The 24,123-nt window shown below is 63.2% G+C and carries 12 protein-coding genes; 4 read left to right on the top strand and 8 right to left on the bottom strand.

Annotated elements, in window-relative coordinates; translation table 11 throughout:
• Positions 1 to 10 precede the first annotated feature (10 nt).
• From EJA05_RS26355 to betI, 4 genes are all read right to left on the bottom strand, one after another.
• Positions 11 to 1,753, bottom strand: coding sequence for a potassium/proton antiporter (locus tag EJA05_RS26355; RefSeq protein WP_110995330.1), 1,743 nt, complete (start codon positions 1,751 to 1,753; stop codon positions 11 to 13).
• Positions 1,754 to 2,018: 265 nt separating this feature from the next.
• Positions 2,019 to 3,710, bottom strand: coding sequence for a choline dehydrogenase (gene betA, locus EJA05_RS26345; RefSeq protein WP_125465884.1), 1,692 nt, complete (start codon positions 3,708 to 3,710; stop codon positions 2,019 to 2,021).
• 158 nt (positions 3,711 to 3,868) lie between these two features.
• Positions 3,869 to 5,341 carry a betaine-aldehyde dehydrogenase gene (gene betB / locus EJA05_RS26340; RefSeq protein ID WP_125860831.1) on the bottom strand — a complete coding sequence of 491 codons (1,473 nt, stop codon included), beginning with the start codon at positions 5,339 to 5,341 and terminating at the stop codon, positions 3,869 to 3,871.
• A gap of 38 nt (positions 5,342 to 5,379) precedes the next feature.
• Positions 5,380 to 6,036, bottom strand: coding sequence for a transcriptional regulator BetI (gene betI / locus EJA05_RS26335; protein WP_125465882.1), 657 nt, complete (start codon positions 6,034 to 6,036; stop codon positions 5,380 to 5,382).
• Positions 6,037 to 6,513: 477 nt separating this feature from the next.
• Between betI and EJA05_RS26330 the strand changes: the two genes are divergently transcribed.
• The 3 genes from EJA05_RS26330 to EJA05_RS26320 all read left to right on the top strand — a co-directional run bounded on the left by EJA05_RS26330 (position 6,514) and on the right by EJA05_RS26320 (position 18,262).
• Positions 6,514 to 8,517 (top strand): BCCT family transporter, encoded by a 2,004-nt coding sequence (locus EJA05_RS26330; protein ID WP_125465881.1) that lies wholly within the window; start codon positions 6,514 to 6,516, stop codon positions 8,515 to 8,517.
• Positions 8,518 to 8,685: 168 nt separating this feature from the next.
• Positions 8,686 to 13,368: a dermonecrotic toxin domain-containing protein gene (locus EJA05_RS26325; RefSeq protein WP_125860829.1), complete on the top strand. Its 4,683-nt coding sequence runs from the start codon at positions 8,686 to 8,688 to the stop codon at positions 13,366 to 13,368.
• Between the two features lie 193 nt (positions 13,369 to 13,561).
• Positions 13,562 to 18,262, top strand: a complete 4,701-nt coding sequence (locus EJA05_RS26320; RefSeq protein ID WP_125860827.1) for a dermonecrotic toxin domain-containing protein — start codon at positions 13,562 to 13,564, stop codon at positions 18,260 to 18,262.
• Between the two features lie 17 nt (positions 18,263 to 18,279).
• Here the strand turns inward: EJA05_RS26320 and EJA05_RS26315 are convergent, their stop codons facing one another.
• From EJA05_RS26315 to gpmI, 4 genes are all read right to left on the bottom strand, one after another.
• Positions 18,280 to 19,047, bottom strand: a complete 768-nt coding sequence (locus EJA05_RS26315; protein WP_125465878.1) for a divergent polysaccharide deacetylase family protein — start codon at positions 19,045 to 19,047, stop codon at positions 18,280 to 18,282.
• 9 nt (positions 19,048 to 19,056) lie between these two features.
• A complete protein-coding gene (locus EJA05_RS26310; RefSeq protein ID WP_125465877.1) occupies positions 19,057 to 20,391 on the bottom strand; it encodes a S41 family peptidase in 1,335 nt (444 codons plus the stop codon).
• Positions 20,392 to 20,478: 87 nt separating this feature from the next.
• Positions 20,479 to 21,783: a murein hydrolase activator EnvC family protein gene (locus tag EJA05_RS26305; RefSeq protein ID WP_125860825.1), complete on the bottom strand. Its 1,305-nt coding sequence runs from the start codon at positions 21,781 to 21,783 to the stop codon at positions 20,479 to 20,481.
• Between the two features lie 184 nt (positions 21,784 to 21,967).
• On the bottom strand, positions 21,968 to 23,503 hold the full coding sequence (gene gpmI / locus EJA05_RS26300) for a 2,3-bisphosphoglycerate-independent phosphoglycerate mutase (protein ID WP_125860823.1): 1,536 nt from the start codon (positions 23,501 to 23,503) through the stop codon (positions 21,968 to 21,970).
• A gap of 206 nt (positions 23,504 to 23,709) precedes the next feature.
• Between gpmI and EJA05_RS26295 the strand changes: the two genes are divergently transcribed.
• Positions 23,710 to 24,123: a rhodanese-like domain-containing protein gene (locus EJA05_RS26295; protein ID WP_125860821.1), complete on the top strand. Its 414-nt coding sequence runs from the start codon at positions 23,710 to 23,712 to the stop codon at positions 24,121 to 24,123.

The raw sequence follows: 24,123 nt of genomic DNA, 5'->3' as shown, positions 1-24,123 counted from the left end.
AAATCGGAGTTTAGAGGAACAAGCCGGGGCCAGGCCGGGTACCTTCGGGGAATCTGACGCCGACTTTCTGGATCTTGTTCCCGTCCATGACCGCGACGGTCCAGATCGTGCCGTGCCATTCGATCTGGTCGCCTACTACTGGAGCGCCTCCGACCTTCTGTCGGATGAACTGCGCCAGCGGCATTTTCGCGTCCAGGCCGTCGAGTTTCAGGCCATAAAGTGCCGCCACCGCGCCCAGTTCGGCATCGCCTTCGAGCACGAAGTCGCCGAAGAAGCGCAGGTCCAGGCCACGTTGCGGTGCCTGGCTGAACAGCTTGCCCAGCGCCGGCAGGTTGTGTTCGTGGCCGATCACGCAGAGCATGTCGCCGACTTCCAGCACGGTACTGCCCGAGGGGTGCAGCAGTTGTTCGCTGCGAAACAGCGCGGCGATGCGCGTGCCCTCGGGCATCTTCAGTTCGCGCAGGGCGGCGCCGATGCACCACTTCTCGGCGCCCAGGCGGTAGACGAACAGCTCCCACTCGCTGGTGATGTGCACTTCCAGCGCCGAGCGCGAAATCGGTGCCGGGTCTGGCGGTACCGTGACCTTGAGCAGCTTGGCCATCCACGGCAGGCTGGTGCCCTGCACCAGCAGCGACACCAGCACGATGAAGAACGCCAGGTTGAAGAACAGCTGCGCGTCCGGCAGGCCGGCCATCAGCGGGAACACCGCGAGGATGATCGGTACCGCGCCGCGCAGGCCGACCCAGCTGATGAAGCCCTTTTCACGGCCGTGGAAGGCCTTGAACGGCAGCAGCGCGGCGACCACCGACAGCGGCCTGGCAACCACGATCATCCACAGCGCCAGGCCCAGTGCCGGCAGGGCGATGGGCAGCAGGTCGTGGGGCGTGACCAAAAGGCCCAGCACCAGGAACATGCCGATCTGCGCAAGCCAGGCCATGCCGTCGAGCATGTGCAGGATGCCGTGGCGGCTGCGTACCGGCTTGTTGCCCAGCACCAGGCCGCACAGGTAGACGGCGAGGAAGCCGCTGCCGTGCAGGGCGTTGGTCAGCGAGAACACTGCAAGGCCGCCGGCTATCACCAGGATCGGGTACAGGCCGCCGGCCAGGTTGATGCGGTTGACCAGTTGCAGCATCAGCCAGCCGCCGCCCAGGCCCAGCAGCGTACCGATGCCGAATTCGCGCAGCAGGTGGGTGAGCAGGCTCCAGTGCAGGCCGGTCTGGCCGCTGGCGATCATGTCGATCAGGGTAACGGTGAGGAACACCGCCATCGGGTCGTTGCTGCCCGACTCGATTTCCAGGGTGGCCGTGACCCGTTCGTTGAGGCCTTTGCCGCCGAGCAGCGAGAACACTGCCGCAGCGTCGGTGGAGCCGACGATGGCGCCGATCAGCAGGCCCTGGATCATGCTCAGGTTGAACAGCCAGGCGGCGACCATGCCGGTCAGCGCGGTAGTGATCATCACGCCCACCGTGGCCAGCGACAGCGCCGGCCACAAGGCTACGCGAAAGCTGGCTACCCGAGTGCGCAGGCCGCCGTCGAGCAGGATCACCGCCAGCGCCAGGTTGCCCACCAGGTAGGCGGTCGGGTAGTTGTTGAAGATGATGCCGCCGCCATCCACGCCGGCGACCATGCCGACGGCGAGGATGATGACCAGGATCGGGATGCCCAGGCGCGATGACAGCGAGCTGACCAGGATACTTGCACCCACCAGCAATGCGCCGATCAAGAACAGGCTGTTGATGGTGCTTGCATCCAAAGGCAGGTACTCCGGGACAGCGGGGGAATGAGGGACGTGCAGCCGTGAACTAGCAGGTCGCGTGCCAATCGATTCTAACCTGATGAATTGGCAGGCTGTAAAGCGTTTCCGTATATGAAAAAAGGCACCTCGAGAGGTGCCTTTTCTTGTGTTGCCTATGCGGGCCCTTTCGCGGGTGAACCCGCTCCCACAGGCATATCACTGGCCTCAAGGGCAGTGTGGGACCTGTGGGAGCGGGTTTACCCGCGAAGAGGCCGGTGCAGGCTTACGCCTGCTTCACTTCCCGCATCGGCTTGCCCTTCACCGGTGCATCGCCCGCCACGTAGTACTTGGCGGTGCTGCGCGGCAGTGGCTTGCGGCCACGGATCTTGTCGGAGATTTTCTCGGCGATCATGATCGTGGTGGCGTTGAGGTTGCCGGTGATGATCAGCGGCATGATCGACGCGTCGACCACACGCAGGCCCTGCATGCCATGCACGCGGCCTTCGCCATCCACTACCGCCATGTCGTCGGTACCCATCTTGCACGAGCAGGACGGGTGGAAGGCGGTTTCGGCGTGCTCGCGGATGAACTTGTCCAGCTCTTCGTCGGTTTGCACGTGGGCGCCCGGGCTGATCTCACGACCGCGGTACGGGTCCAGCGCTGGCTGGGCCATGATTTCGCGGGTCAGGCGGATGCCGTCGCGGAACTCCTGCCAGTCCTGCTCGGTGGACATGTAGTTGAACAGGATGCTCGGGTGCTGGCGCGGGTTCTTCGACTTGGCCTGGATGCGACCACGGGCAGGCGAGCGCATGGAGCCCATGTGCGCCTGGAAGCCGTGCTCTTTCACGCCGTTGGAGCCGTTGTAGTTAATCGCTACCGGCAGGAAGTGGTACTGGATGTTCGGCCACTTGAACTCAGGGCGAGTACGGATGAAACCACCGGCCTCGAACTGGTTGCTGGCGCCGATGCCGGTGCCGTTGAACATCCACTCGGCGCCAATGGCCGGCTGGTTCCACCACAGCAGCGATGGGTACAGCGACACCGGCTGGGTGCAGGCGTACTGCAGGTACAGCTCCAGGTGGTCCTGCAGGTTCTCGCCGACGCCCGGCAGGTCGTGAACGACCGGGATGTCGAGGCTTTCCAGCAGGGCGCGCGGGCCGACGCCGGAACGCTGCAGCAGCTGCGGCGAGGCGATGGCGCCGGAGCTGACGATGACTTCCTTGCGCGCACGGGCTTCGACACGCTCTTCGCTGTCGCCGACCAGGTAGGTCACGCCAACGGCGCGCTTGCCGTCGAACAGCACGCGGTCGCTCAGGGCGTGGGTGACGATGGTCAGGTTCGGGCGCTTCTTGGCCTGGTCCAGGTAGCCACGGGCGGTGCTGGAGCGGCGGCCGTTCTTGGTCACCGAACGGTCCATCGGGCCGAAGCCTTCCTGCTGGTAGCCGTTCAGGTCTTCGGTGCGCGGGTAGCCGGCTTGCACGCCTGCTTCGACCATGGCGTGGAACAGTGGGTTGTTGCCGGCCTTGGGCGTGGCAACGCTGACCGGGCCTTCGCCGCCGTGGTAGTCGTTGGGGCCGATGTCGCGGGTTTCCGCTTTGCGGAAGTACGGCAGGCAGTCCAGGTAGGTCCAGTCTTCCAGGCCCGGCAGTTCAGCCCAGCCGTCGAAGTCCATGGCGTTGCCGCGGATGTAGCACATGCCGTTGATCAGCGAAGAGCCACCCAGGCCCTTGCCGCGGCCACATTCCATGCGGCGGCCGTCCATGAACGGCTCCGGGTCGGTCTCGTAGGCCCAGTTGTAGCGGCGGCCCTGCAGCGGGAAGGCCAGGGCGGCCGGCATCTGGGTGCGGAAGTCGAAGCGGTAGTCGGGGCCGCCGGCTTCCAGCAGCAGGACGGTGACGCTGGCGTCTTCGGTCAGGCGGGTGGCCAGGGTGTTACCGGCCGAGCCGGCACCGACGATGATGTAGTCATATTCCATGGCATTTCTCCGAAATGCAGCGGCAAGCTTCTAGCTACAAGCTGCAAGGAAAGCAGTCGTGCGAAGCTTGCGAATGGATTAGGCCTGCAAGGGCCGGTGGCATGACGCCGACCGGCTCTTTCTTGCAGCTTGAGGCTTGAAGCTTGCAGCTCTCGGTCTTAGAAGACCGAGTTGTAGCCGCCCAGCTCGACCTGGACCGACTTGATGCGAGTGTATTGAGCCAGCGAGCTGACACCGTTCTCACGGCCGACGCCCGACTGCTTGTAGCCGCCAACCGGCATTTCTGCCGGCGACTCGCCCCAGGCGTTGATCCAGCAGATGCCGGCTTCCAGCTGGTGGATGATGCGGTGGGCGCGGCTGATGTCGTTGGTGCAGACACCGGCGGCCAGGCCGTATTCGGTGTCGTTGGCACGGCGGATGACTTCTTCCTCGGTCTCGTAGCTGAGGATGCTCATCACTGGGCCGAAGATCTCTTCCTTGACGATGGTCATGTCGTCGGTGCAGTCGGTGAACACGGTCGGGGCAACGAAGGCGCCCTTGGCGAAGTCACCCTCGGTCAGACGCTCGCCGCCGCACAGCACGCGGGCACCTTCTTCTTTGCCCTTGGCGATGTAGCCCAGCACGCTTTCCATGTGGGCGAAGCTGACCAGTGGGCCGAAGTTGGTGTTCTCGTCTTCCGGGTTGCCGACGCGGATGCGGGCAACGCGTTCGGCGATCTTGGCTTCGAAGGCCGCTTTCATCGGGGCAGGGATGAACACGCGGGTGCCGTTGGTGCAGACCTGACCGGAGCTGTAGAAGTTGGCCATCATGGCGATGTCGGCGGCCTTGTCCAGGTCGGCGTCGGCGCAGATGATCAGCGGCGACTTGCCGCCCAGTTCCATGGTGACTTCCTTGAGCGTCGAGCTCGAAGCGCTGGCCATGACTTTCTTGCCGGTGGTGGTGCCGCCGGTGAACGAGACTTTCTCGATGCGCGGGTGTTCGGTCAGCCAGGTGCCGACTTCACGGCCGCTGCCGGTCAGGACGTTGAACACGCCGTTCGGCAGGCCGGCTTCGGTGTAGATCTCGGCCAGTTTCAGGGTGGTCAGCGAGGTGACTTCCGATGGCTTGAAGATCATCGCGTTGCCGGCGGCCAGGGCCGGGGCGGATTTCCACAGGGCGATCTGGATCGGGTAGTTCCACGCGCCGATACCGGCGGTCACGCCCAGCGGCTCGCGGCGGGTGTAGACGAAGGACGACTCGCGCAGCGGGATCTGCTCGCCTTCGATGGCCGGTACCAGGCCTGCGTAGTACTCCAGCACGTCGGCGCCGGTGACGATGTCGACGTAGCGGGTTTCGGAGTACGACTTGCCGGTATCCAGGGTTTCCAGCTGGGCCAGCTCGTCGTTGCGCTCGCGCAGGATGTCGACGGCGCGGCGCAGGATGCGCGAACGCTGCATGGCAGTCATGGCAGCCCAGACCTTCTGACCGCGTTCGGCGCTTTCGACGGCCTTCTCGACGTCCGCCTGGGTGGCGCGCTGCACGTGGGCGAGGACTTCGCCGGTGGCCGGGTTGATGGCTTCGAAGGTGGCATCGCTGCCAGCGTCGACGTAAGCGCCATCAATGTAGAGTTTTTGCGTTCCGAAACGGGCCATAGTGTCCTCGCAAGTGCAGTGTGTGGTTGGCTGCCGCGTCACGCTCCTGCCGGTTGGCCAGTGGCTGTGCGCGGTGTTTCAGCGGCCTGGTCGTTGGTGCCCAGGGTGTGCTGTTTAGCCAGTTGTAGATCCATGTATTCGTAAGCAATCCGTATTGCCTGGTCGGTGTCGAATGCGTCACCCGACAAGGCGCCACGCAACCATAGGCCGTCGATCAGGGCCGCCAGCCCGCGGGCAGCCTTGCGCGCATGGTAGAGCGGCAGGGCGCGGCGGAACTGGCAGCACAGGTTGGAATACAGGCGGTGATCGTTGATCCGCTGCAACCTGTGCAAAGACGGCTGGTGCATGCTGGAGGCCCAGAAGGCCAGCCAGGTTTTCATTGCCGGGCCGTTCACCTGGCTCGCATCGAAGTTGCCTTCGATGATCACCTTCAGGTGAGCGCGCGGGCTGTCGTCCGTCAGGGCCTGGCGACGTGCGGCCACGCCCTCGTTGAGCATGCTCATGATGTAGCCCATCGTCGCTGCGATCAGGCCGTTCTTGTCCTGAAAGTAGTGACTGATGATGCCGTTCGACACACCGGCCAAACGGGCAATCAGCGCAATGCTGGCGTCCCCCAGTCCGACCTGATCGACCGCCTGCAGGGTGGCTTCGATCAACTGCTGGCGGCGGATGGGTTGCATACCGACCTTGGGCATCTTGCTATCTCCTCAGGCCTGCGAGCAGACGACGGGCGGCTGACTCGGCGAAGGCCAGTCTATTTTGTTTTGATTGAACGTTCAATCAATAAAGAATAAGCTCTGCGACAATTTGTGCCATTGACAGTTTTCAAGCGGTCAACGGGACACGGATTGACACCCCAGGAAATCGCGTAACCCCCCGGAATACAAGGCGTTGACGGGCATGAGCGATGCAAAGACAGATTCTGCCGAGCGGTCACAGGCTGCGCGGTCGGCCCTTGGAGCGGGCCTGGTGGCTGTGGCGAATGCGCACACTCCTCAACGGAGATGCGGATCGGCGACAGGTCACCCGTCTGTTTTCTTGCAGCGTTTCTAATCGGGATCACGGTTTCCAGGGTGCCTTTTATAACACCTGACGCTGTAGGGCTATTGCACCAATTGCGTCGGACATAACTGTTTAGCCTCCACTGCCGCACTGCCCGGAGCATTCGTGCAATGAGTTCTGCTTCCCTAACCAACCCCCCTGCCGAGCGGGTACGGGTCAACCGCGTGGTGTTCTACACCTCGGCGCTGCTGATCCTCGTTCTGACGGCCTTGCTGATCGCTGTACCCGAAACCGCCGGCCAGGTGCTCGGTGTCGCCCAGAAATGGCTGACCCGCACCTTCGGCTGGTACTACATGCTGGTAATCTGCGGTTACCTGCTGTTCGTCGTTTACCTGGCCTTCTCCGACTACGGCAAGCTCAAGCTGGGCGGCAAGGACGACACCCCCGATTTCAGCTACGGCGCCTGGGCCGGCATGCTGTTCTCCTCCGGCATTGGTATCTCGCTGCTGTACTTCGGCGCATCCGAGCCGCTGGACCACTACTTCAACCCACCGGAAGGCACGCCTGCCAGCCTCGAGGCCGCGCGCCAGGGCCTGCAACTGACCTTCCTGCACTGGGGCCTGCACGGCTGGGCGATCTACGCCCTGGTGGGCCTGGCCGTGGGCTACTTCGCCTACCGCCACAACCAGCCGCTGGCACTGCGCTCGGCGCTGTACCCGCTGGTCGGTGAGCGTTGGGTCAAGGGCGGTGCCGGCCATGCCGTGGACATCTTCGGCATGTTCGTCACCCTGCTGGGCCTGGTGACCAACCTGGGGATCGGTTCGATGCAGGTGGCCTCGGGCCTCGAGTACCTGTTCGGCATGGACCACAGCAAGACCAACCTGCTGGCGGTGATCCTGACCATGGCTGGCGTGGCCACCATCGCTGCGGTGTCGGGCGTGGAGAACGGCATTCGTCGTTTGTCCAACCTGAACATCCTGCTGTTCAGCGGCCTGCTGATCTTCGTGCTGCTGGCCGGCAACACCCTGCACCTGTTCAACGCCTTCGTGCAGAACATCGGCGATTACCTCAACGGCATCGTGCTGAAGACCTTCGACCTCTATGTGTACGAAGGCGCGGGTGACAAGTCCGAGCGCTGGCTGGGCCTGTGGACCGTGTTCTACTGGGCCTGGTGGATCTCCTGGGGCCCGTTCGTCGGCATGTTCATCGCCCGTATTTCCAAGGGCCGTACCGTGCGTCAGCTGGTCAGCGGCGTGCTGCTGATCCCGCTGGGCTTCACCCTGGCCTGGCTGTCGATCTTCGGTAACACCGCGCTGGACCTGGTGATCAACCAGGGCGCCGTGGAGCTTGGCAAGACTGCGCTCGAACAGCCGTCGATGTCGATCTACCAGTTACTCGAATACTTCCCAGCGTCGAAAATCGTCATCGGTGTAGCGGTGTTCGTCGGCTTCGTGCTGTTCCTCACCCCGGCCGACTCGGGCGCCGTGATGATGGCCAACCTGTCGTGCAAAGGCGGCAAGGTGGACGAAGACGCCCCGCACTGGATGGTGGTGTTCTGGTCGGTGGTGATCACCCTGGTGACCATCGGCCTGCTGTTCGCCGGTAACTTCGAAGCCATGCAGACCATGGTGGTGCTGGCTGGCCTGCCGTTCTCGGTGGTGCTGGTGCTGTTCATGTTCGGCCTGATGAAGGCGATGAAGCAGGACGTTGCCGTCGAGAGCGAGCGCGCCGAACTGGCCGCCCGTGGCCGTCGCGGCTTCAGCGAGCGCCTGAGCCAGCTGGACCTGCAGCCGACCCAGGCCGTGGTGCAGCGCTTCATGGACAAGCAGGTCAGCCCGGCGCTCAAGGAAGCCGCCGAACAGCTGCGCACCCTGGGCTTCGAGGTCGAGACCCGCGTTGGCCAGTCGCGCAACATGATGGGCCTGCGGGTGATGATGGAAGAGGGCAACCCCTTCGTCTACGAAGCCAGCCTGGACGGTTACCTGGCCGCGCCGAGCGAGGCGCCGGTCGAAGGCGAGCCAGAGGTGCAGCAGCGCTTCTACCGCGCCGAGGTGTACCTGCACGACGGCAGCCAGGAATACGACCTGATGGGCTTCACCCGCGAGCAGATCGTGCGTGACGTGCTGGATCAGTTCGAAAGCCACCGCCAGTTGTTGGGGCGTGTGTACAGCTGATTGCTGTTGCTGTGAGGCAGAGGCCCGGTTCGAAAGAACCGGGCCTCTTTTGTTTCTTGCAGGTGATCGTTCAGCCGGATGATTAACCTGCGCAGCATTAATTAGTGCCTCCCGCCTTTCGCGAAATCGCACCCTCGGTGATCCATTCATCACCAAGGGTGACCTCGCATGCCAATCGAAACCAGAACCACACCGGACTACCAGCGCGCGGTGTCGCTGGCGTTCGCTGATCGCCCGACCTTGCGCCAGTTGGCCTCGCAGCAGGCCTTGCAAGTGCTTGCTGCGCGACTACGTGGCATTGCCGATGCCCAGTTACCGGATGCAGGCCCTGTCATCCTGGACATACCCTACGACGGGGCTGTCACTGGCCAGTACCGCCCTTATGATTCCTGGTCCTCGCGGCCACTGGTTGATGCTTTGCTCGATGCCCTGCGTCAAGGCTGCAAGCTGGAGGCGTTGGGCTTGGCAGGTGGAAGTTTTTCTGTCCGGGTTGCACCGCCGTATTTCATTCGTAATACCGCCGGCGAGCCGTTGGCATTTACCGCGGTAGCTGTGGACGGTGTGCTGGCTGAGCTGAACCAACTGGTGTCGACACTGCCAGACCGGTTTCGCCAGGCTCAGGTCGACTACTGGGCGGCCATCGGCTTCCATGGCGTTAGCCGGGATCGCTGGCTTGCGCAGGTCATCAAGTCGACCCTGCTGCAAAGCCTGCCTCTGCAAGACCTCAATGCCCAGCAACGTGAATGCGTGTTGGGGCTGCTCAAGGGAGGGGCTCAGCTACCTTCGGTGTTCAGCGTCGAGGTGCAACTGAACGATGGCGGTGACAGCCTCAACCAGTTGCAGACGCAACTGCTCGTGCGCGGCGAGTGGGACGAAGGCGAGCAGGTGCTGTGGTGCGCTCCCAGCGGGGTGGTCAAAGGGTTTTCCGGCTACGATGCCTTCGCCATGGCATTGCGCGATGAGTTGGCCGAGACCCAGCGGTTCACCTCGTTGACTTGGCGCCGCCATGAATGCACTGGCGATGTGTTTGCCGTGCAATGCGCCCTGTTGCTTGAGCGCATGCTAGGCCAGGTGGATCGCTGGCAGGTTTCGACGTTCGATGATGTGGCGTCGATGGAGCAATTCTATTCGGGCACCAGTGACCCCGCGCAGTGGTTCATCGCCGGTTATCACGCTGCGGACGAGGCCGGCGTCTCGACGCCTGTGGGGCTCTATCGCGCGCAGGCGCAAGACAAGTTTGCGTTCCAGTGCGGGCTGTTCGAGCTGGCTCTGGCGCAGGCCGAATCGCTAGGCAGCTCTGCCCTCGATGGTGTCGAAGACCTGCACAGCTACACCGATGCGCAGCTCAGGCAGCAGATGTTGCTGGATCAACCCGATGAAGCGAACTACCACGCCAACGACCTGCTGCTGACCCTGACCACTGCGCGGGGCGTGCCGGGGGGAGCAGGTGTGGGCCCTGGGGATGGCGTCATCGAAACCCGCAGCATCACGCTGACCGAGTTCGCCATCGGCAACCTGAGCGCGCTGGGCGATGCGCTGATCACGAAGATCGAGCATCGTAAAAAGCAACTGATCGCCCCCTGGTTGACTGCCGACTATCTACGATCACTGGTCGAGCGGGTGGACATCGGCGCTCGCTACCCCAGCTATGTGTCCGAGCAGCTCGACCCTGCCCTGCAGCCGGAGCGGGTCACCCGCTTTGCCCGCGAATGGCGCTGCTCCCTGCTGTTCACTGCCCTGGGCGCCAAGCTGGGCGGCACGCTGGGTGAGGCAGGCCTGCAAGCTATCGTCGACTATTGTGCTGGACGGGTAGATGCCCAGCGCCCCAGAACCACGCTCATGCCGCTGGCGTTTCAGCGCGCGGAGGATCATCCGGCCCCGGATCTGGTCATGGGCATGTTCGTGCTGCACTCGGTCGAGCCGTTTTCGTTGGTGCTTTATCGGCCGCTTTACGGCCAGCAGGCCTTGACCGAGTTCTCGGGGTTCGAGGCGCTGATGGCGGCGATTCGCGACGATAAGGCGCTTGGCGAAAGTGTCCTGCAATGGCTCGATCCCCAGGCTCGTCCGGTGTACGACCATGGTGGGTTCTTCGAGCCACACCTGGGGACACCGATCATTGATACCTCGCTGTCACCGGCCCGGGCAGATCCGCCGACCTTGGCCCGGCTGCCCTGGGTCGTGGAAGTCGATCGGCTGATGTACGACGCCAACCGTCGCTTGCTGGTCGAGTTGGCTGGCCGGCAATCGGTCTCTACTCGCCAGAGCCGCTGGGCCTTGTTACAGCGGGGCGCCTGGTTGCTGTTCGATGTGGCCACGCTGTTGCTGCGCGGGCCGATTGCCACGGTCGCCTGGCTGGCGCAGTCGGTGCTGGGGGTTGTGCACGATACGCAGGCATTCTCCGAGGGCAGCGAGTTCGAGCGCAGCGCGGCGGTGGTGGATGTGCTGCTGAATCTGGGCATGGCGCTTGCGCATGTACGCTTGCCGACGACCGATCTTGTCGGGGCGCCGCGCGTGGTTAAACCACTGCCACGGCTTGCCTTGGCCAGCACTGACAGCCGGCTGGCGGTAATGCCCGTACAAGGCGAGGCGTCACAGCTGGCCAGCCGTTCGAGTCAGGTGCTGGATTTCTCCTGGCGAGGCGCACAGGGGGTCAATGTGCTGACCTCCCAGGAGCGCAGGTCGCTTCGCGGTCTGGCTTCGGTCGTGGATCTGACGGGTGTGTCGCAGGAGGCCTCGGGGACCTATCAGGTGCAGGGCCGGCAGTACCTCTTGCTTGCCGGTGATACCTACCAGGTCGAATTGCTGGGAAGCGCTGCACGCATCGTGGGACCGCAGGATGCGCATGGGCCCTGGCTTGTACGGGAGCAGGGAGACTGGCGCATCGATACCAGGTTGCGACTGGCGGGGGGCGGGCCTAAGGGGCGTCTGGAGCTGACGCAACAGAAGAACAAGAGCGACTTCGAGCAGTTGAACCAGCGCCAGAACGCGTTGCTTGCAGAGCGCAACCTCCTGGGTGATTTTTTCGCAGCGAGCAAGGACAAGTCCAAGGCCAAGGAAGCAGAACTCGATCGACTGCGTCAGCAGGCCAAGTTGATCACCGATCCTGGCCTGGCAGATAAGTTCGATCAGCGGATCGCCAGGGTCAAGGGAGAAGTTGCCAGTGCGAAGGCGCTTGTCATGGATGACCTCAAGAAGTTGCTGGACTACACCGTAAGGTTGGATGACGTGCTGACTTCAATGAGTGAGCAGCGCTTTGCATCTCAGGCTTTGATCGCTGTGCTTCCCCATCAGCGTGGCGTCATACGTCATGATTTGATCGGTTACGGCGTGGCGCTCTACAACGAGACCGTGGAACGGGTTAATGAGGTAGATCTGCCTGGTGTGCTCAATGGTATGGCCGCCAAGCCGGAGGGTGCCGAACAGCTGGAGCGTTATCGGTTTGCCAGGGCGCAGTTGGAAAAAGTGCTGAGCTGGCAGCTGGATCTGATCGAAGTCTCCGAGGTGCTGGATGTGCTGGCAGAGAGCTTGCCGAAAGACGGTATCGTGCTATGGGACGCGGCGCTTGATGCGAGGGTGGAGAAGCGTGAAGTCCTGAAGTTCCTGCAAGAAAGCCGCAAGCTCAGCGGAGTCGGCTTGCGCCTGCGGAGCTTGCTGGATCTTGGTGAGCTGAGCCTGGATCGTGTGGCCCCGGTGGAAGAGCGGGAATTGATCCAGGCGCTGGATTATCTGGCCGGGGACGAGCTCAAGAGCGCAGGCGCCGCCCATGAAAGGGTGATCACTGCCGACGGCCTGTCATTGACCACTCAACAGCAGGTGCTGGGTAGCACCTTGCAGACCTACCGGAGCACCCGAGTACGCTTGGATTATCTGGCCGAAACCTGTCCCGAGCTGTTGGTAGGGGCCAAGGTCGGGCAATACAAGGACGTGCTGCACAGGCTGACCAGCCAGGCCGAACAACTGCTTGCGCAGGTGGTGCGCGAGCTTGAGCTATCGATACCGGCGCAGCCCAGGACGCGTCTATATGCCCAGCGCCCTGGCACCTTGCGCATGGCGCGTACCTATGACGGGCGCAGTGTGGTGGGCGCGGAAGTCGAGGTTTCTGGCGAGCGGGTTGTCCAGCAGCATGATGTCACTGGTCGGCAGGTGCTGCGCACATTCCGCCAGGACGGCGATACGTTCGTCGAGCAACTTCCTGCCGTGGAGGAGGAGCAAGGCGGCGAGGCAACGGTCGATGTTGGTCACGCCAGGGGTAAGGCCAGGGCCGCGTTGAGGCAGGTCAGCGGTGTGATCAGCCTGGTGCGCCAGTATGCCGAGGCACTAGACCCGTTTGGTGTCCGTACCATCATCGCCAATCATGTCAGCCAGCTAAAGGAGGCGGAGCAGCTGCTGACGCGGGCTGGCATCGAAAGCGAGTTCGGCAGTCGTCTGGCCGATGACATCGCGCACCTGGAATCGGTGCAGCGGGTCCACCTGATTTCCACTTACATCTCGACCAGACATCCTTCGGCCAGCGGCCTCAGGTTCCTGGTTGAAAAGGGGCTGGTTCGTATCACGCGGACCGTGAGCCGCAGGCCACTGGGGGGGCGTGATTTTCTCGACGTGTTCGAGATCAGGCGCGTGCCTGCGCCCGGCAAGGCCAAGGGTGTGGGGCTATGGGACGCGCACTTCCACTACCCGGCCGCCGACACGCCTGCGCGGGCGTTCAGCAAGGGGCACCTCAAACTGTGGGAGCAGCGCACGCTGGGGCGAGAGGCGCAGCTGCGCGCGGCTACCAGCACCGGTGAACTGCTGGCAATCTATCGCGGTAACCTGCGCTGGGCGGATGTCGAGGGCGTGATTCCCTTCGAGTGAAGGGCTGGCGCGTGTTAGGGCGCGTGTACAGTTGACGCCCGGCGGCTGAAAGCAACAAGGCCCTGTTCGTGAGAACAGGGCCTTGTTGCTTTCAGCCGCCGGGCGTAAACCTTCATCAGGCTTGCCATATGTAATACCTGCAGCGGGAGCGCGCGACTGCATTCTTGAGCCTTTCTCGAGAAGGAGCCGTTCGATGCCCACTCCACCTATCGCCAACTTCAATCTCAAGCATGCCTGCGCCAGGCAGTTCGCCGCTCGCCCCACGTTGCGCCAGGTTGCCAGTCAGCGAATCCTCACGCTACTGGTAGAGCAACTGCCTTGGCTCGCCAGCGTTCAGCCGGCGCTGACCGACGCGGCGCCGTTCATGCTCGACAGCCCGGATCCTGAAACCGCGTACTGGACGACGGCGCCACTGGTCGACGTGGTGCTGCACTCGTTGCTGAGCGGCACGAAGCTGGACCTGGAGCCGCTTGGCAAGCGTACCCATAACCTGGGGTTGAGCAGTCCCTATCGCTTTGCTGGCTCGCAGAGTGAATTCGATACTCGCTCGTTGATGGGGATGTCGGGCCCGCTCAACGATTTGGTGACGGCGTTGCCTGAGTACTTCTGTCAGGCGCAGATCGATTACTGGAATGGCGCGCCTTACGCGGCCCCCGATGGCTACGCTGTCAGTCGGCATTGCTGGATGCAGCAGGCGTTGCGTATGGCCCTGCTGGGCAATGTCGGTCAGCAACGGCTGACGGATGCAGCCAGGACCTGCGTCTACGAAATGCTGTCGGGTCGATTTGTCAGCATTCAGGCCCAGGCCATCGAAGTAGTCATGCGCAGTGCGCAGGCTGATCGCAGCGTCCTGCTCCCGGATTTGCTGGTGGCCCTTGAGCGCGATGAGGACAGGCTGCTGCTGTGGAGCCCACCCTCGGGCAAGGTGCGCGCCTATGCCGACGCGCAGGCCTTTGGCGAAGCCCTGCGGGACTTCATGGCCCGCGAACATCGCTTCGACAGCCTCACTTGGAACACCTACGCCCTGCAAGGCGATGCGTTCATGCAACAGTCGGCGTTGCTGCTTGGCTGGTTGCTGACTCGCCTGGACCACGTACGCTGGTCCAGGCTTGCCAGCGTTGAGCAGATGGAGGCGGTGTACTGGCAGTTGTCCGATCCGTCCGAAGTATTCTTCAACGAGTCGTACTTTTGCGATCCGGGTGTTGAGCTGGCAGTGCCTGACTGGCTGTCTGGCGCTACCTCCGAGGATCGTTTCGACTACCAGGCGGCCGTGCTGGATTTGGCTGTCGATCAGGCGCTGTCCGGCTCAGCCTCGTCCCGGGACGGTCTGCTCGACCTGCAGGCCTATGCCCGTCAACGCCTGCGCGAACAACTGCTGGCTGATTATCCGGTGGAGGCCAATTACTTTTCCGACGACTTACTGCTGACTGTGCGAGAAATTCACGGTGTGCCAGGTGGCGTGGGTGTCGGACCTGGCGATGGGGTCATCGTTACCCGCACCATGACCTTGACCGAGCTTGCCATCGGCAACCTGAGCGCGCTCGGACATTCGACCATCACTGCAATCAAGCATCGCACCGGCCAGGAGATCATGAGCTGGTTGACGCCCGGTTATCTCAAGGACCTCGTGGAAAAGGTGGATATCGGCGCTGGCTACCCGACCTATGTCCAGGCCACTTTGGATGATGCGCAAAAGCGCGACGAGCGGATCAGCTTGTTTGCTCGCGAGTGGCGCAACCGGCTGCTGTTCGATGCCCTGAGCTTGAGGATCGAAGGCGGGCTGAGCAAAGAAGCATGGCAGGCATTGGCGGAGTTCTGTCGGACCAACCGCGATCTCAAGGCCAACGTCGATATCGCTGCGCTGGCGTTCTCTGTCCCGGCCTTCAGGGCCCGCGACACGGTGAGTGGGATGTTTGTCATACGCCTGGCGCATCCTGCGGCGTGGCTGCTCTATCGGCCCCTTTATGGGCAAGACTCGCTGCGCCAGTTCAGCGACGCCACGGCGTTGATGGCAGCAATTGCCGACGAAGATGCGCTGCAGAGCACTGTGTTGACCTGGATGGAGACAGACGCCAGGGCGGTGTACCAGAACGGAGGTTTCAAACACCCCCATCTGCTCGGCGAGGCACTGGAAGGCGTTCTGGAGGTTGCGGTACCAGGGGGCTCGGCGGTAGTAGAAGGTACCTCCGAGCCGGCAAGGATCAAGTTCACGCCTTGGTTGGCAGACGTCGATACCCATCTGTTCGTCGCCGGCAAGCAGGTGCTCGTGACACTGGCCAAACGCGACTCGGTGTCGACGCGCGAGAGCCGCTGGGAGCGCCTGAAGGAAGGTGCCTGGTTGCTGTTCAATGTGGTGGCGCCAGTGCTGAAAGGGCCGGTGGCGATCGTGACGTGGTTGGCACTGGCGCTGGAATCGGTCGAGGAAGATGTAGCGGCATTGAAGCGCGGCAACGGTGCCGAGAAATCCCTGGCGATCCTGGACCTGGTGAGCAACCTTTCCATGATGTTATTGCATGGCGTTGTACCGAAGATCGAAGGCGCGAAGGATGAGCCAGAGGCCTTGGAGCCTATCGAGATGCTCGGCGGCGATGCGATTGGCGTGGCAGCGGCGGGGCCGGAACCGGTGGAAAAAGGCCGGGTGTACCTCGGTGGCGCGCTTCAGGAATCCGAAAGCAGTGTTGTCGAAATCGTCAGCGGCTGGGGCTCTGGCCCGGTGGCGAGCAGTCAGGCATTGCAGCCGTTCGTCGCTAAGGTGGACCTGCATGGGGTGATGGAGGACAGCCACGGTTTTTACCGGGTGGATGGGCAGCGTTATGTCGAGTTGTACGGCGAGCGCTATCAGGTGCGCCTGGACAGGGATGAGGTACGTATCGTCGGCCCGGGCGGGCGCGAAGGCCCATACCTGTGGCGTGGGCTGTCGTGGACGGTTCGCAAGGGGCTCTTCGGTGGCATGCCTAAGAAGTCGCGGACGCTCGCTGCGAAACAGAAGGAATTTGAAAGGTTGGTGGAGCTGGAAAGTCAGAACACCAAGGCCAACAACGTTTTGAAGGCAGAGACGGCGGCACAGGGACAAAGAGCCCGCACCCTGGAAGAGCAGTTGAATACGCACAAGGCCGGACTGCTGTCGGTGCAGGTAAATGCCGAGGGCAAGTTCAGCCAGGAGCAGATCGGCAAGTTGAGCGATTTTCACCAGGCGCAAATTGCCCATAAGACCAGCGAGTTGCTTGACCTGCGCAAGCAGATGGCCATTCAGCGCGAGGCGTCCAGCGAATATGAGCGAAACAGTCTTAAGACGCTCGAGCAAATCAGCGAGCTACAGCGCCACCCTGGTATTGAGCGGCCGGTCAATTCACAGTTTCTGGAAGATAGCCGCCAGGACGGGCTGAAGGCATTGGCGGCCAACAGTTGGAACCTGTTCGAAGAGCTGCGCGAAGCCGTGGCGTATGAGCAGATCAAGAGCTTGATGTCGGCTTTGGATGGGCGTCGGATACACGAGGTGCTCGTGGAGTACCGTGCACTGCTCGGTCACCTGAAAAATGCGGTAAGCCTTCAGGAGCGTATGATCCAGGCCAGCCTCGATCTGGATTTCAGCTTGTCCCGTCTCGATCCGCAGACGCTCCTGTACGCCGCGCAAGAACCCTATACGGCCGCCAAAGTCGCCACGCTACGCAAACTCACCACAGAGCGCGTGCGTTTTCACCAGGCTTCGAACTACATCGACCTTGCGTTACCGATGGACAAGACCAAGCAGCTCGAGCGGCAGGCGCGCTACCGAAAACAGCTGGGTAGTGATGGCTTGCGCAGCGCTGCGAGCAGTCACGGCTTGCTGCCTTTGAGCAACCTGCCGGCAGCGCAGCGGATCGAAATCCTGCAAACCGCCTGGGATGAGTACTCCACTGCAATCGTCAATGGCCTCGATATTGGCAGAGAGGGGCGCGCAGGGCTTGAGCGCGGCATGCTGGATGGCTATATGCGGCAGTTGCAAGCCCTGAAGGACATGGCCAGCGAACAGCTGAGTGAAGCCATTGCCGAGCAGGATAGCGGCCAGTTGTCCACTCGGCGGCAGGCCTACGGCAGAAGTGCTGCACCCCAGCATGCCGTGCGCACCGTGGATGGCGAGCTGGTGATCGCAAGCGAGCAAAAGGACGGCGATGTCATCCGGCTGAAGGTGGACGAGCCGATTACCGGCGTGCGTCTGCACACTTTCGAAAAGAGAGGTGATGCCTGGGAGGAGGTTGTCGCCGAGGTGCCAGAGCCTTCGGGGGAGGGGGCTGTTGCCAGCGATGCCAGGATACAGGCCGAGGCGTTGCTGGCCGAGGACCAGCAGGTCGAGGTCAAGGCCAGGCATTACGTTGCAAGCGATGTGCGAGACAGCGAGCTGAAGAGGTTGCTGGACGAGCATGACAAAGCCCTGCGCGGTGCCAGCGCCGCACTGGCCAGGGTAGGCGAGGATGGCGCCAAGGCCGTGATGACGCGTTTGAGTGAGCGCATCGAGTATTGGACGGCACGACGCACGGCCTTGCTCACCGAACACTATCTGCAAACACGCTACCCAGGTGCGCGGGCGCTCGCGTTCCTGCACCGGCAAGGGCTGATCAAGGTGACGTACGAGGGGCCCCGACAGCGGATTGCCAACGGTACAGCCATGGACGAGTACAGCATCAAGCACTTGAGATACCCCGGGGACGTCCAGGGCGTACCGCTCTGGGCTGCGCACTTTCACTTCAGCGATCAGGCCGCTCCTGCCCATGAGTTCACCCGGGCGCACCTGAAAACCTGGCAACAGCGCTTCTACGGTCGTGTCGAAGCCCTCGAGCTGGCCAGGCAAGGTGAGCGTATACACCGGGGACCGCTCACCTACGAGCAGGTGAAGGGCATCATCCCGTTCGCTTGATTGAGTGCTGGCAGGGGTCAGCGGTTATGGTAAAGCCCGTGCCCGCCATGGGCAGGCATGGCCTGGTTGCCACGTTCGGCGATCATCTGGCGCAGCGGGATCAGTTCGATACCCTGGCCCTTGAGCCGGGGTATCTCACGCTCCAGCACTTGCAGGGTTTGCGGGTAGGGGTGGCCGATCAGCACGGCGGAGCCCTGCTTGTGGGCCAGGGCCACGCCTTGCTGCAATTGAGCCGTGATCGCCTCGGGCGTGCGTACGTCGTCCAGGAATACATCCCGCGACACATGCGCCAGGCCGATGCGCTGGGCCTCGGCCGCCGCCACTGTGGCTGCGCTGGTGCGGCTGTCGACGAAGAACAGGTGGCGTTGCTGCAGTTCTCCCATCAGCCAGGCCATGGGTTCACGCTGGGCCGTCATGCGGCTGCCCATGTGGTTGTTGATGCCCGCTGCGTAAGGGACCTTGGCCAGGGCGGCTTGCAAGCGACTGGCCAGTTCCGGCAGTGGCGTACCGGGGTGCCAGGCATAGGGGCCGGTGGCCGGGTCCATGGGCATGTGCAGGATCACCGTCTTGCCGGCCTTGTGGGCCTGGCGGGCGAAGTCGCTGGCGTGAGGGGTGTCGGGCATGATCGCCATCGTGACCGGGCCAGAGAGGGCGAGGGTACGGCTGTCACGCTCGCTGCTCTGGCCCAGGTCGTCGATGATGATGCTCAGGTAGGCCTTGTTGGCTGGTGCCGCTTGCGCGACGCCGGCCAACAGGCAGCACAGCAGTAACAGCAGATAACGCATGGCCGCAGGTCAATCGCCCTTGGTGATGTTCAGGCCCTTGAGCAGGCTCAGCGCCTGGCTGAGCTGGAAGTCGTTGTCCTGCGGGCGCTCCTTGCGCTTGGCGCTGCCGGTCGGACGATCGGCGCCGCCGTTGCCGTTGCCCAGGTGGCCCTGCAGGTCGGCTTCCTTGAAGTTCTCGGTGTCGGTTTCGGCGGTGAGCTTGGCCGGGCGCACTTCGATGTCGGGGACGATGCCCTGGGCCTGGATCGAGCGGCCGTTGGGGGTGAAGTACAGCGCGGTGGTGAGCTTGAGCGCACGGTCGTTGGCCAGCGGCAGCACGGTCTGCACCGAGCCCTTGCCGAAGCTGTCGGTGCCCATCAGCACGGCGCGTTTCTGGTCCTGCAGGGCACCGGCGACGATCTCCGAAGCCGAGGCGCTGCCGCCGTTGATCAGTACCACCAGCGGTACGCCCTCGCTGGCGTCGGCCGGGTCGGCCGAGAAGCGCAGTTCGGAGTTGGCGATGCGGCCTTTGGTGTAGACGATCAGGCCTTTGGTGAGGAAGTGGTCGGCCACTTCCACCGCGGCTTGCAGCACGCCGCCGGGGTTGTTGCGCAGGTCGAGCACCACGCCGCGCAGCTTCTTGCCGTTGTCCTTGCGCAGTTTGGCCAGGGCCTTGCCCACCTCTTCGCCAGTCTTGACCTGGAACTGGGTGATGCGGATATAGCCGTAGTCGTTCTCCAGCAGCTGGCTCTTCACGCTCTTGACCTGGATCACCGCGCGGGTGAGGGTCACGTCGAACGGCGTGCCGCCGTCGCGCACCAGCGTGAGGACGATCTTCTCGCCGACCTTGCCGCGCATCTTGTCGACGGCTTCGGTCATGGTCTGGCCACGGGTCGGGGCGCCGTTGATCTTGACGATCAGGTCACCGGCCTGCACGCCGGCGCGGGAGGCCGGGGTGTCGTCGATCGGCGAAACGACCTTGATGAAGCCGTCTTCCTGGCCGACTTCGATGCCCAGGCCACCGAATTCGCCGCTGGTGCTTTCCTGCAGCTCCTGGAAGTCTTCAGGGCCGAGGTAGGCCGAGTGGGGGTCGAGGTTGCTGAGCATGCCCTTGATGGCGTTTTCCAGCAGGGTCTTGTCGTCGACGGGCTCTACATACGCGGCCTTGATGCGGTCCATGACCTCGGCGAAGGTGCGCAGCTCCTCCAGCGGCAGTGGCGCCTTGGCGGTCACCTCGGTGGCCGGCACCGTGGCCGGCTTGGCGGCAACGGCAGGCTTGGCCGGCTCGGCGGCGAGCGCCAGGGGCGCGCCGATGACCAGGGCAATGGTCAGGGCCAGCTGGGTGAGGCGAGGCGAGTGCAGCATGTCGAACGAACTCCTGATCCTGTAGGCGCCCCTTTCGGGAGCATCGGCCCGGCGTTTTCACGCGCCGTGCCGTAAAAGTAGTCGGTGTTAGCCGCGGCACCATTGCGCAGGGTCGGTGGGCCGGCCCTGCTGGCGAATCGCGAAGTACAGACCGGCGCTGTCCTGGCCGCCGCTGTCGCCCACGGTAGAGATGGCTTCGCCGGCCTTGACGATGTCGCCGGCGCTCTTGAGCAGGCTCTGGTTGTGGCCGTACAGGCTCAGGTAACCATTGCCGTGGTCGAGAATGACCAGAAGCCCGGCGCCGCGCAACCAGTCGGCGAATACCACGCGCCCGCCGTGTACGGCGCGTACCTGGGTACCGGCGCTGGCGCTGATCATCACGCCGTCCCACTTGGCCCGGGCATCGCTGCCGCGCATGTCACCGAAGCGTGCCAGCAGTCGACCATTGACTGGCCATGGAAGTTTTCCCCGGGCTGCGGAAAATGCACCGCCGTAGTTGGCGCCGTCGCTGGAAACCACCGGGCCAAGCGTGGTGCGGGCCTTTTTCGGCGGTTCTTCCGGCTCGGCTTGCTGGTTGCGGGCGGCGGCGGCCAGGGCCTGTTCCTTGCGGCGCTTTTCTTCTTCCTGCTTGGCGAGCAGGGCGCGCTGGCGCGCTTCTTCCGCCTCGCGGGCCTGGCGTGCGAGGGTCTCCTCGATGGTCTTGAGCACTTTGCCCAGGTCGGCCTGGTCCTGCTCGCGGGACTGCAGCTTCTGGTCGCGCTCTTTCATGTCGCTGTTGAGCTTGGCCAGTACCTGCTGGCGCTTGTCGCGTTCGCCGACCAGCGCCTGGCGGCGGCTGTCGAGGTCGGCGCGCTGAGTGAGCAGTTGCTCCTGCTGGCGGCCGATGTCCTGCTCGACGTTGGCCAACTGGCGCAAGGTCTCGTTGAAGGTGCGCAGCTGCTCGGTGCGCGCCTTGCTCAGGTAGTCGTAGTAGGTGAGGGTGCGGGCGAATTTCTCGGGGTTCTGCTGGTTGAGCAGCAGCTTGAGGTATTCCTCGCGGCCGTTGTTCTGGTAGGCCGAACGGGCCTGGACGGCAATCAGGCGTTGTTGTTCAACGCGGGCGCTCTGGAGTTTTTTTTTCTCGTGATCAAGGCGCTCCAGCTCGCCCTCGGTCTTTTTTAGTTCTTGCTGCAGTGCCTCCACCTGTTTTTCCAGGTTGCCGATGTCGGTCTCGGTGGACTTGAGATCTTTCTGCACGCCGGACTTCTCCTCCTGGAGCTTGCCCAGCATCTTTTTCAGCTCGGCGATGTCCTGGCGGGTGGCGTCCAGCTGTTGCTGGGTCTGTGCGCGCTCGTCGGCGTAGGCCGGGGCGAGCAGGCATGACAGGGCGAGTAGGAACAGGGCGCGGAGCATGGGGTTGGGCGTACCAAGGATGGAGACTGGCCTAGTATGCCCGCGCGGGCTTGCAAAAAAAACGCCTCGCGGCATGTGCAGCGAGGCGTTTGTCTGGAATTCATCTGCATAGGCAGCGAATGCCCTTGTGGGAGCGGGCTTGCCCCGCGATCGCAATCGCGGGGCAAGCCCGCTCCCACAAGGTTTACAGATCGACCAGAATGCTCGTTCCGGTCATCTCTGCAGGCTTTTCCAATCCCAGCAGCTTGAGCATGGTTGGCGCCACGTCGGCCAGCACGCCGCCGTCACGCACCTTGACCTTGCGCTTGCCGACATAGATGAACGGCACTGGCTCGCTGGTATGGGCGGTGTGCGCCTGGCCGGTGCAGGCGTCTTCCATCTGCTCGACGTTGCCGTGGTCGGCGGTGATCAGCGCTTCGCCGTCGACCTTTGCCAGTGCCTCGACGATGCGGCCGACGCAGTTGTCCAGGGCCTCGACCGCCTTGACTGCTGCCTCGAACACGCCGGTGTGGCCGACCATGTCGCCGTTGGCGTAGTTGACCACGATCACGTCAAAACGCTGCTGCTCGATGGCTTCGACGATGCGGTCGGTCACCTCGGGGGCGTTCATTTCCGGCTGCAGGTCATAGGTGGCGACCTTCGGCGACGGGATCAGGATGCGCTCTTCGCCTTCGAACGGCTCTTCACGGCCACCGGAGAAGAAGAAGGTGACGTGGGCGTATTTCTCGGTTTCGGCGATGCGCAGTTGGGTCTTGCCGTTCTTCGCCAGGTACTCGCCGAGCACATTGTCCAGGCTGGATGGGGCAAAGGCCGCTGGCGCCGGGATTTTCGCCGAGTACTGGGTCAGGCCGATGTAGGCGGCCAGCTTTGGCAGGCGGGCGCGGGGGAATTCGTTGAAGTCAGGCTCGACGAACACTCGCGACAGCTCGCGGGCACGGTCGGCGCGGAAGTTCATGAAGATGACCGCGTCGCCATCCTCGACCTTGACCGCTTCGCCGATGCGCGTGGCCTTGACGAACTCGTCGCTCTCGTCACGGGCGTAGGCGGCCTCGAGGCCGGCCACGGCGCTGTCGGCGGTGTACTGGGCGGTGCTGTCGACGATCAGGTCGTAGGCGGCTTGTACGCGGTCCCAGCGGTTGTCGCGGTCCATCGCGTAGTAGCGGCCGATCAGGCTGGCGATACGGCCCTTGCCCAGCTTGGCAAAGGTGGCGTCGAGCAGTTCGATGGACGACTGGGCGCTGCGCGGCGGGGTGTCGCGGCCGTCGAGGAAGGCGTGCAGGTAGATCTTCTCGGCGCCACGCTGGGCGGCCAGTTCGGCCATGGCCACCAGGTGGTCCTGGTGGCTGTGCACGCCACCGTCGGAGAGCAGGCCGAGGATATGCACGGCCTTGCCGGCACCGACAGCCTTGTCCACCGCGCCGGTGAGCACCGGGTTTTCGAAGAACTCGCCGTCGCGGATGGCTTTGGTGACCCGGGTGAAGTCCTGGTACACCACGCGGCCGGCGCCGAGGTTCATGTGACCGACTTCAGAGTTGCCCATCTGCCCGTCGGGCAGGCCCACGTCCATGCCGGACCCCGAGATAAGACCGTGCGGCTGGGTGGCGCGCAGGCGGTCGTAGACCGGTGTGTTGGCGGCGAAGATGGCGTTGTATTCGGGGCTTTCGCTGTGTCCGAAGCCATCCAGAATAATCAGGACCAGGGGTTTAGGCGTACTCGTCATCAATCAAACTCACGGTTGTTCAAAGATGATAAAGACACGCATTTTAGGGCAAATCCGCCAGCGACGGCGAATATTCCTCCCCTTGTCCGACCAGCGCTGTCGGATATGCAACATGAAGCCGGTTTTGCCGGTGGCCCACCGGGCTTTGGTGGTCATGGGGGGCTGTGTATACTGGCCGCCATTTTCAATCGCCTGGAACACCCCCGATGGTTGCTCACCTGATTCAATTCGCGACAGATCACTTCATCCTGGTGGCGATCTTCGTCGTTCTGCTGGTCCTGCTGCTGATCAACGAAGTGCGTCGTGGTGGCCAGAGCCTGAGCAACGGCCAGCTGACCGCGCTGGTCAACGCCGACAAGGCGCTGGTCATCGATATTCGCCCTGCCAAGGAGTATTCCGCCGGGCACATCGTCGGTGCGGTGAGCATTCCGCAGGACAAGCTGGTCAGCCGCATGACCGAGCTGGAAAAACATAAAGAGAAGACCCTGATCGTCGTCGACGCGATGGGCCAGCAGTCCGGCACCATCTGCCGTGAGCTGCTCAAGGCTGGTTACACCGCGGCCAAGCTGAGCGGTGGCGTATCCAGCTGGAAAGCCGATAACCTGCCCCTGGTGAAGTGA

This window comes from Pseudomonas oryziphila, from assembly GCF_003940825.1.
Lineage (GTDB): Bacteria > Pseudomonadota > Gammaproteobacteria > Pseudomonadales > Pseudomonadaceae > Aquipseudomonas > Aquipseudomonas sichuanensis.
The sequence above is the reverse complement of the archived record's forward strand: the minus strand, read 5'-3'. Positions and strand labels throughout refer to the sequence as shown.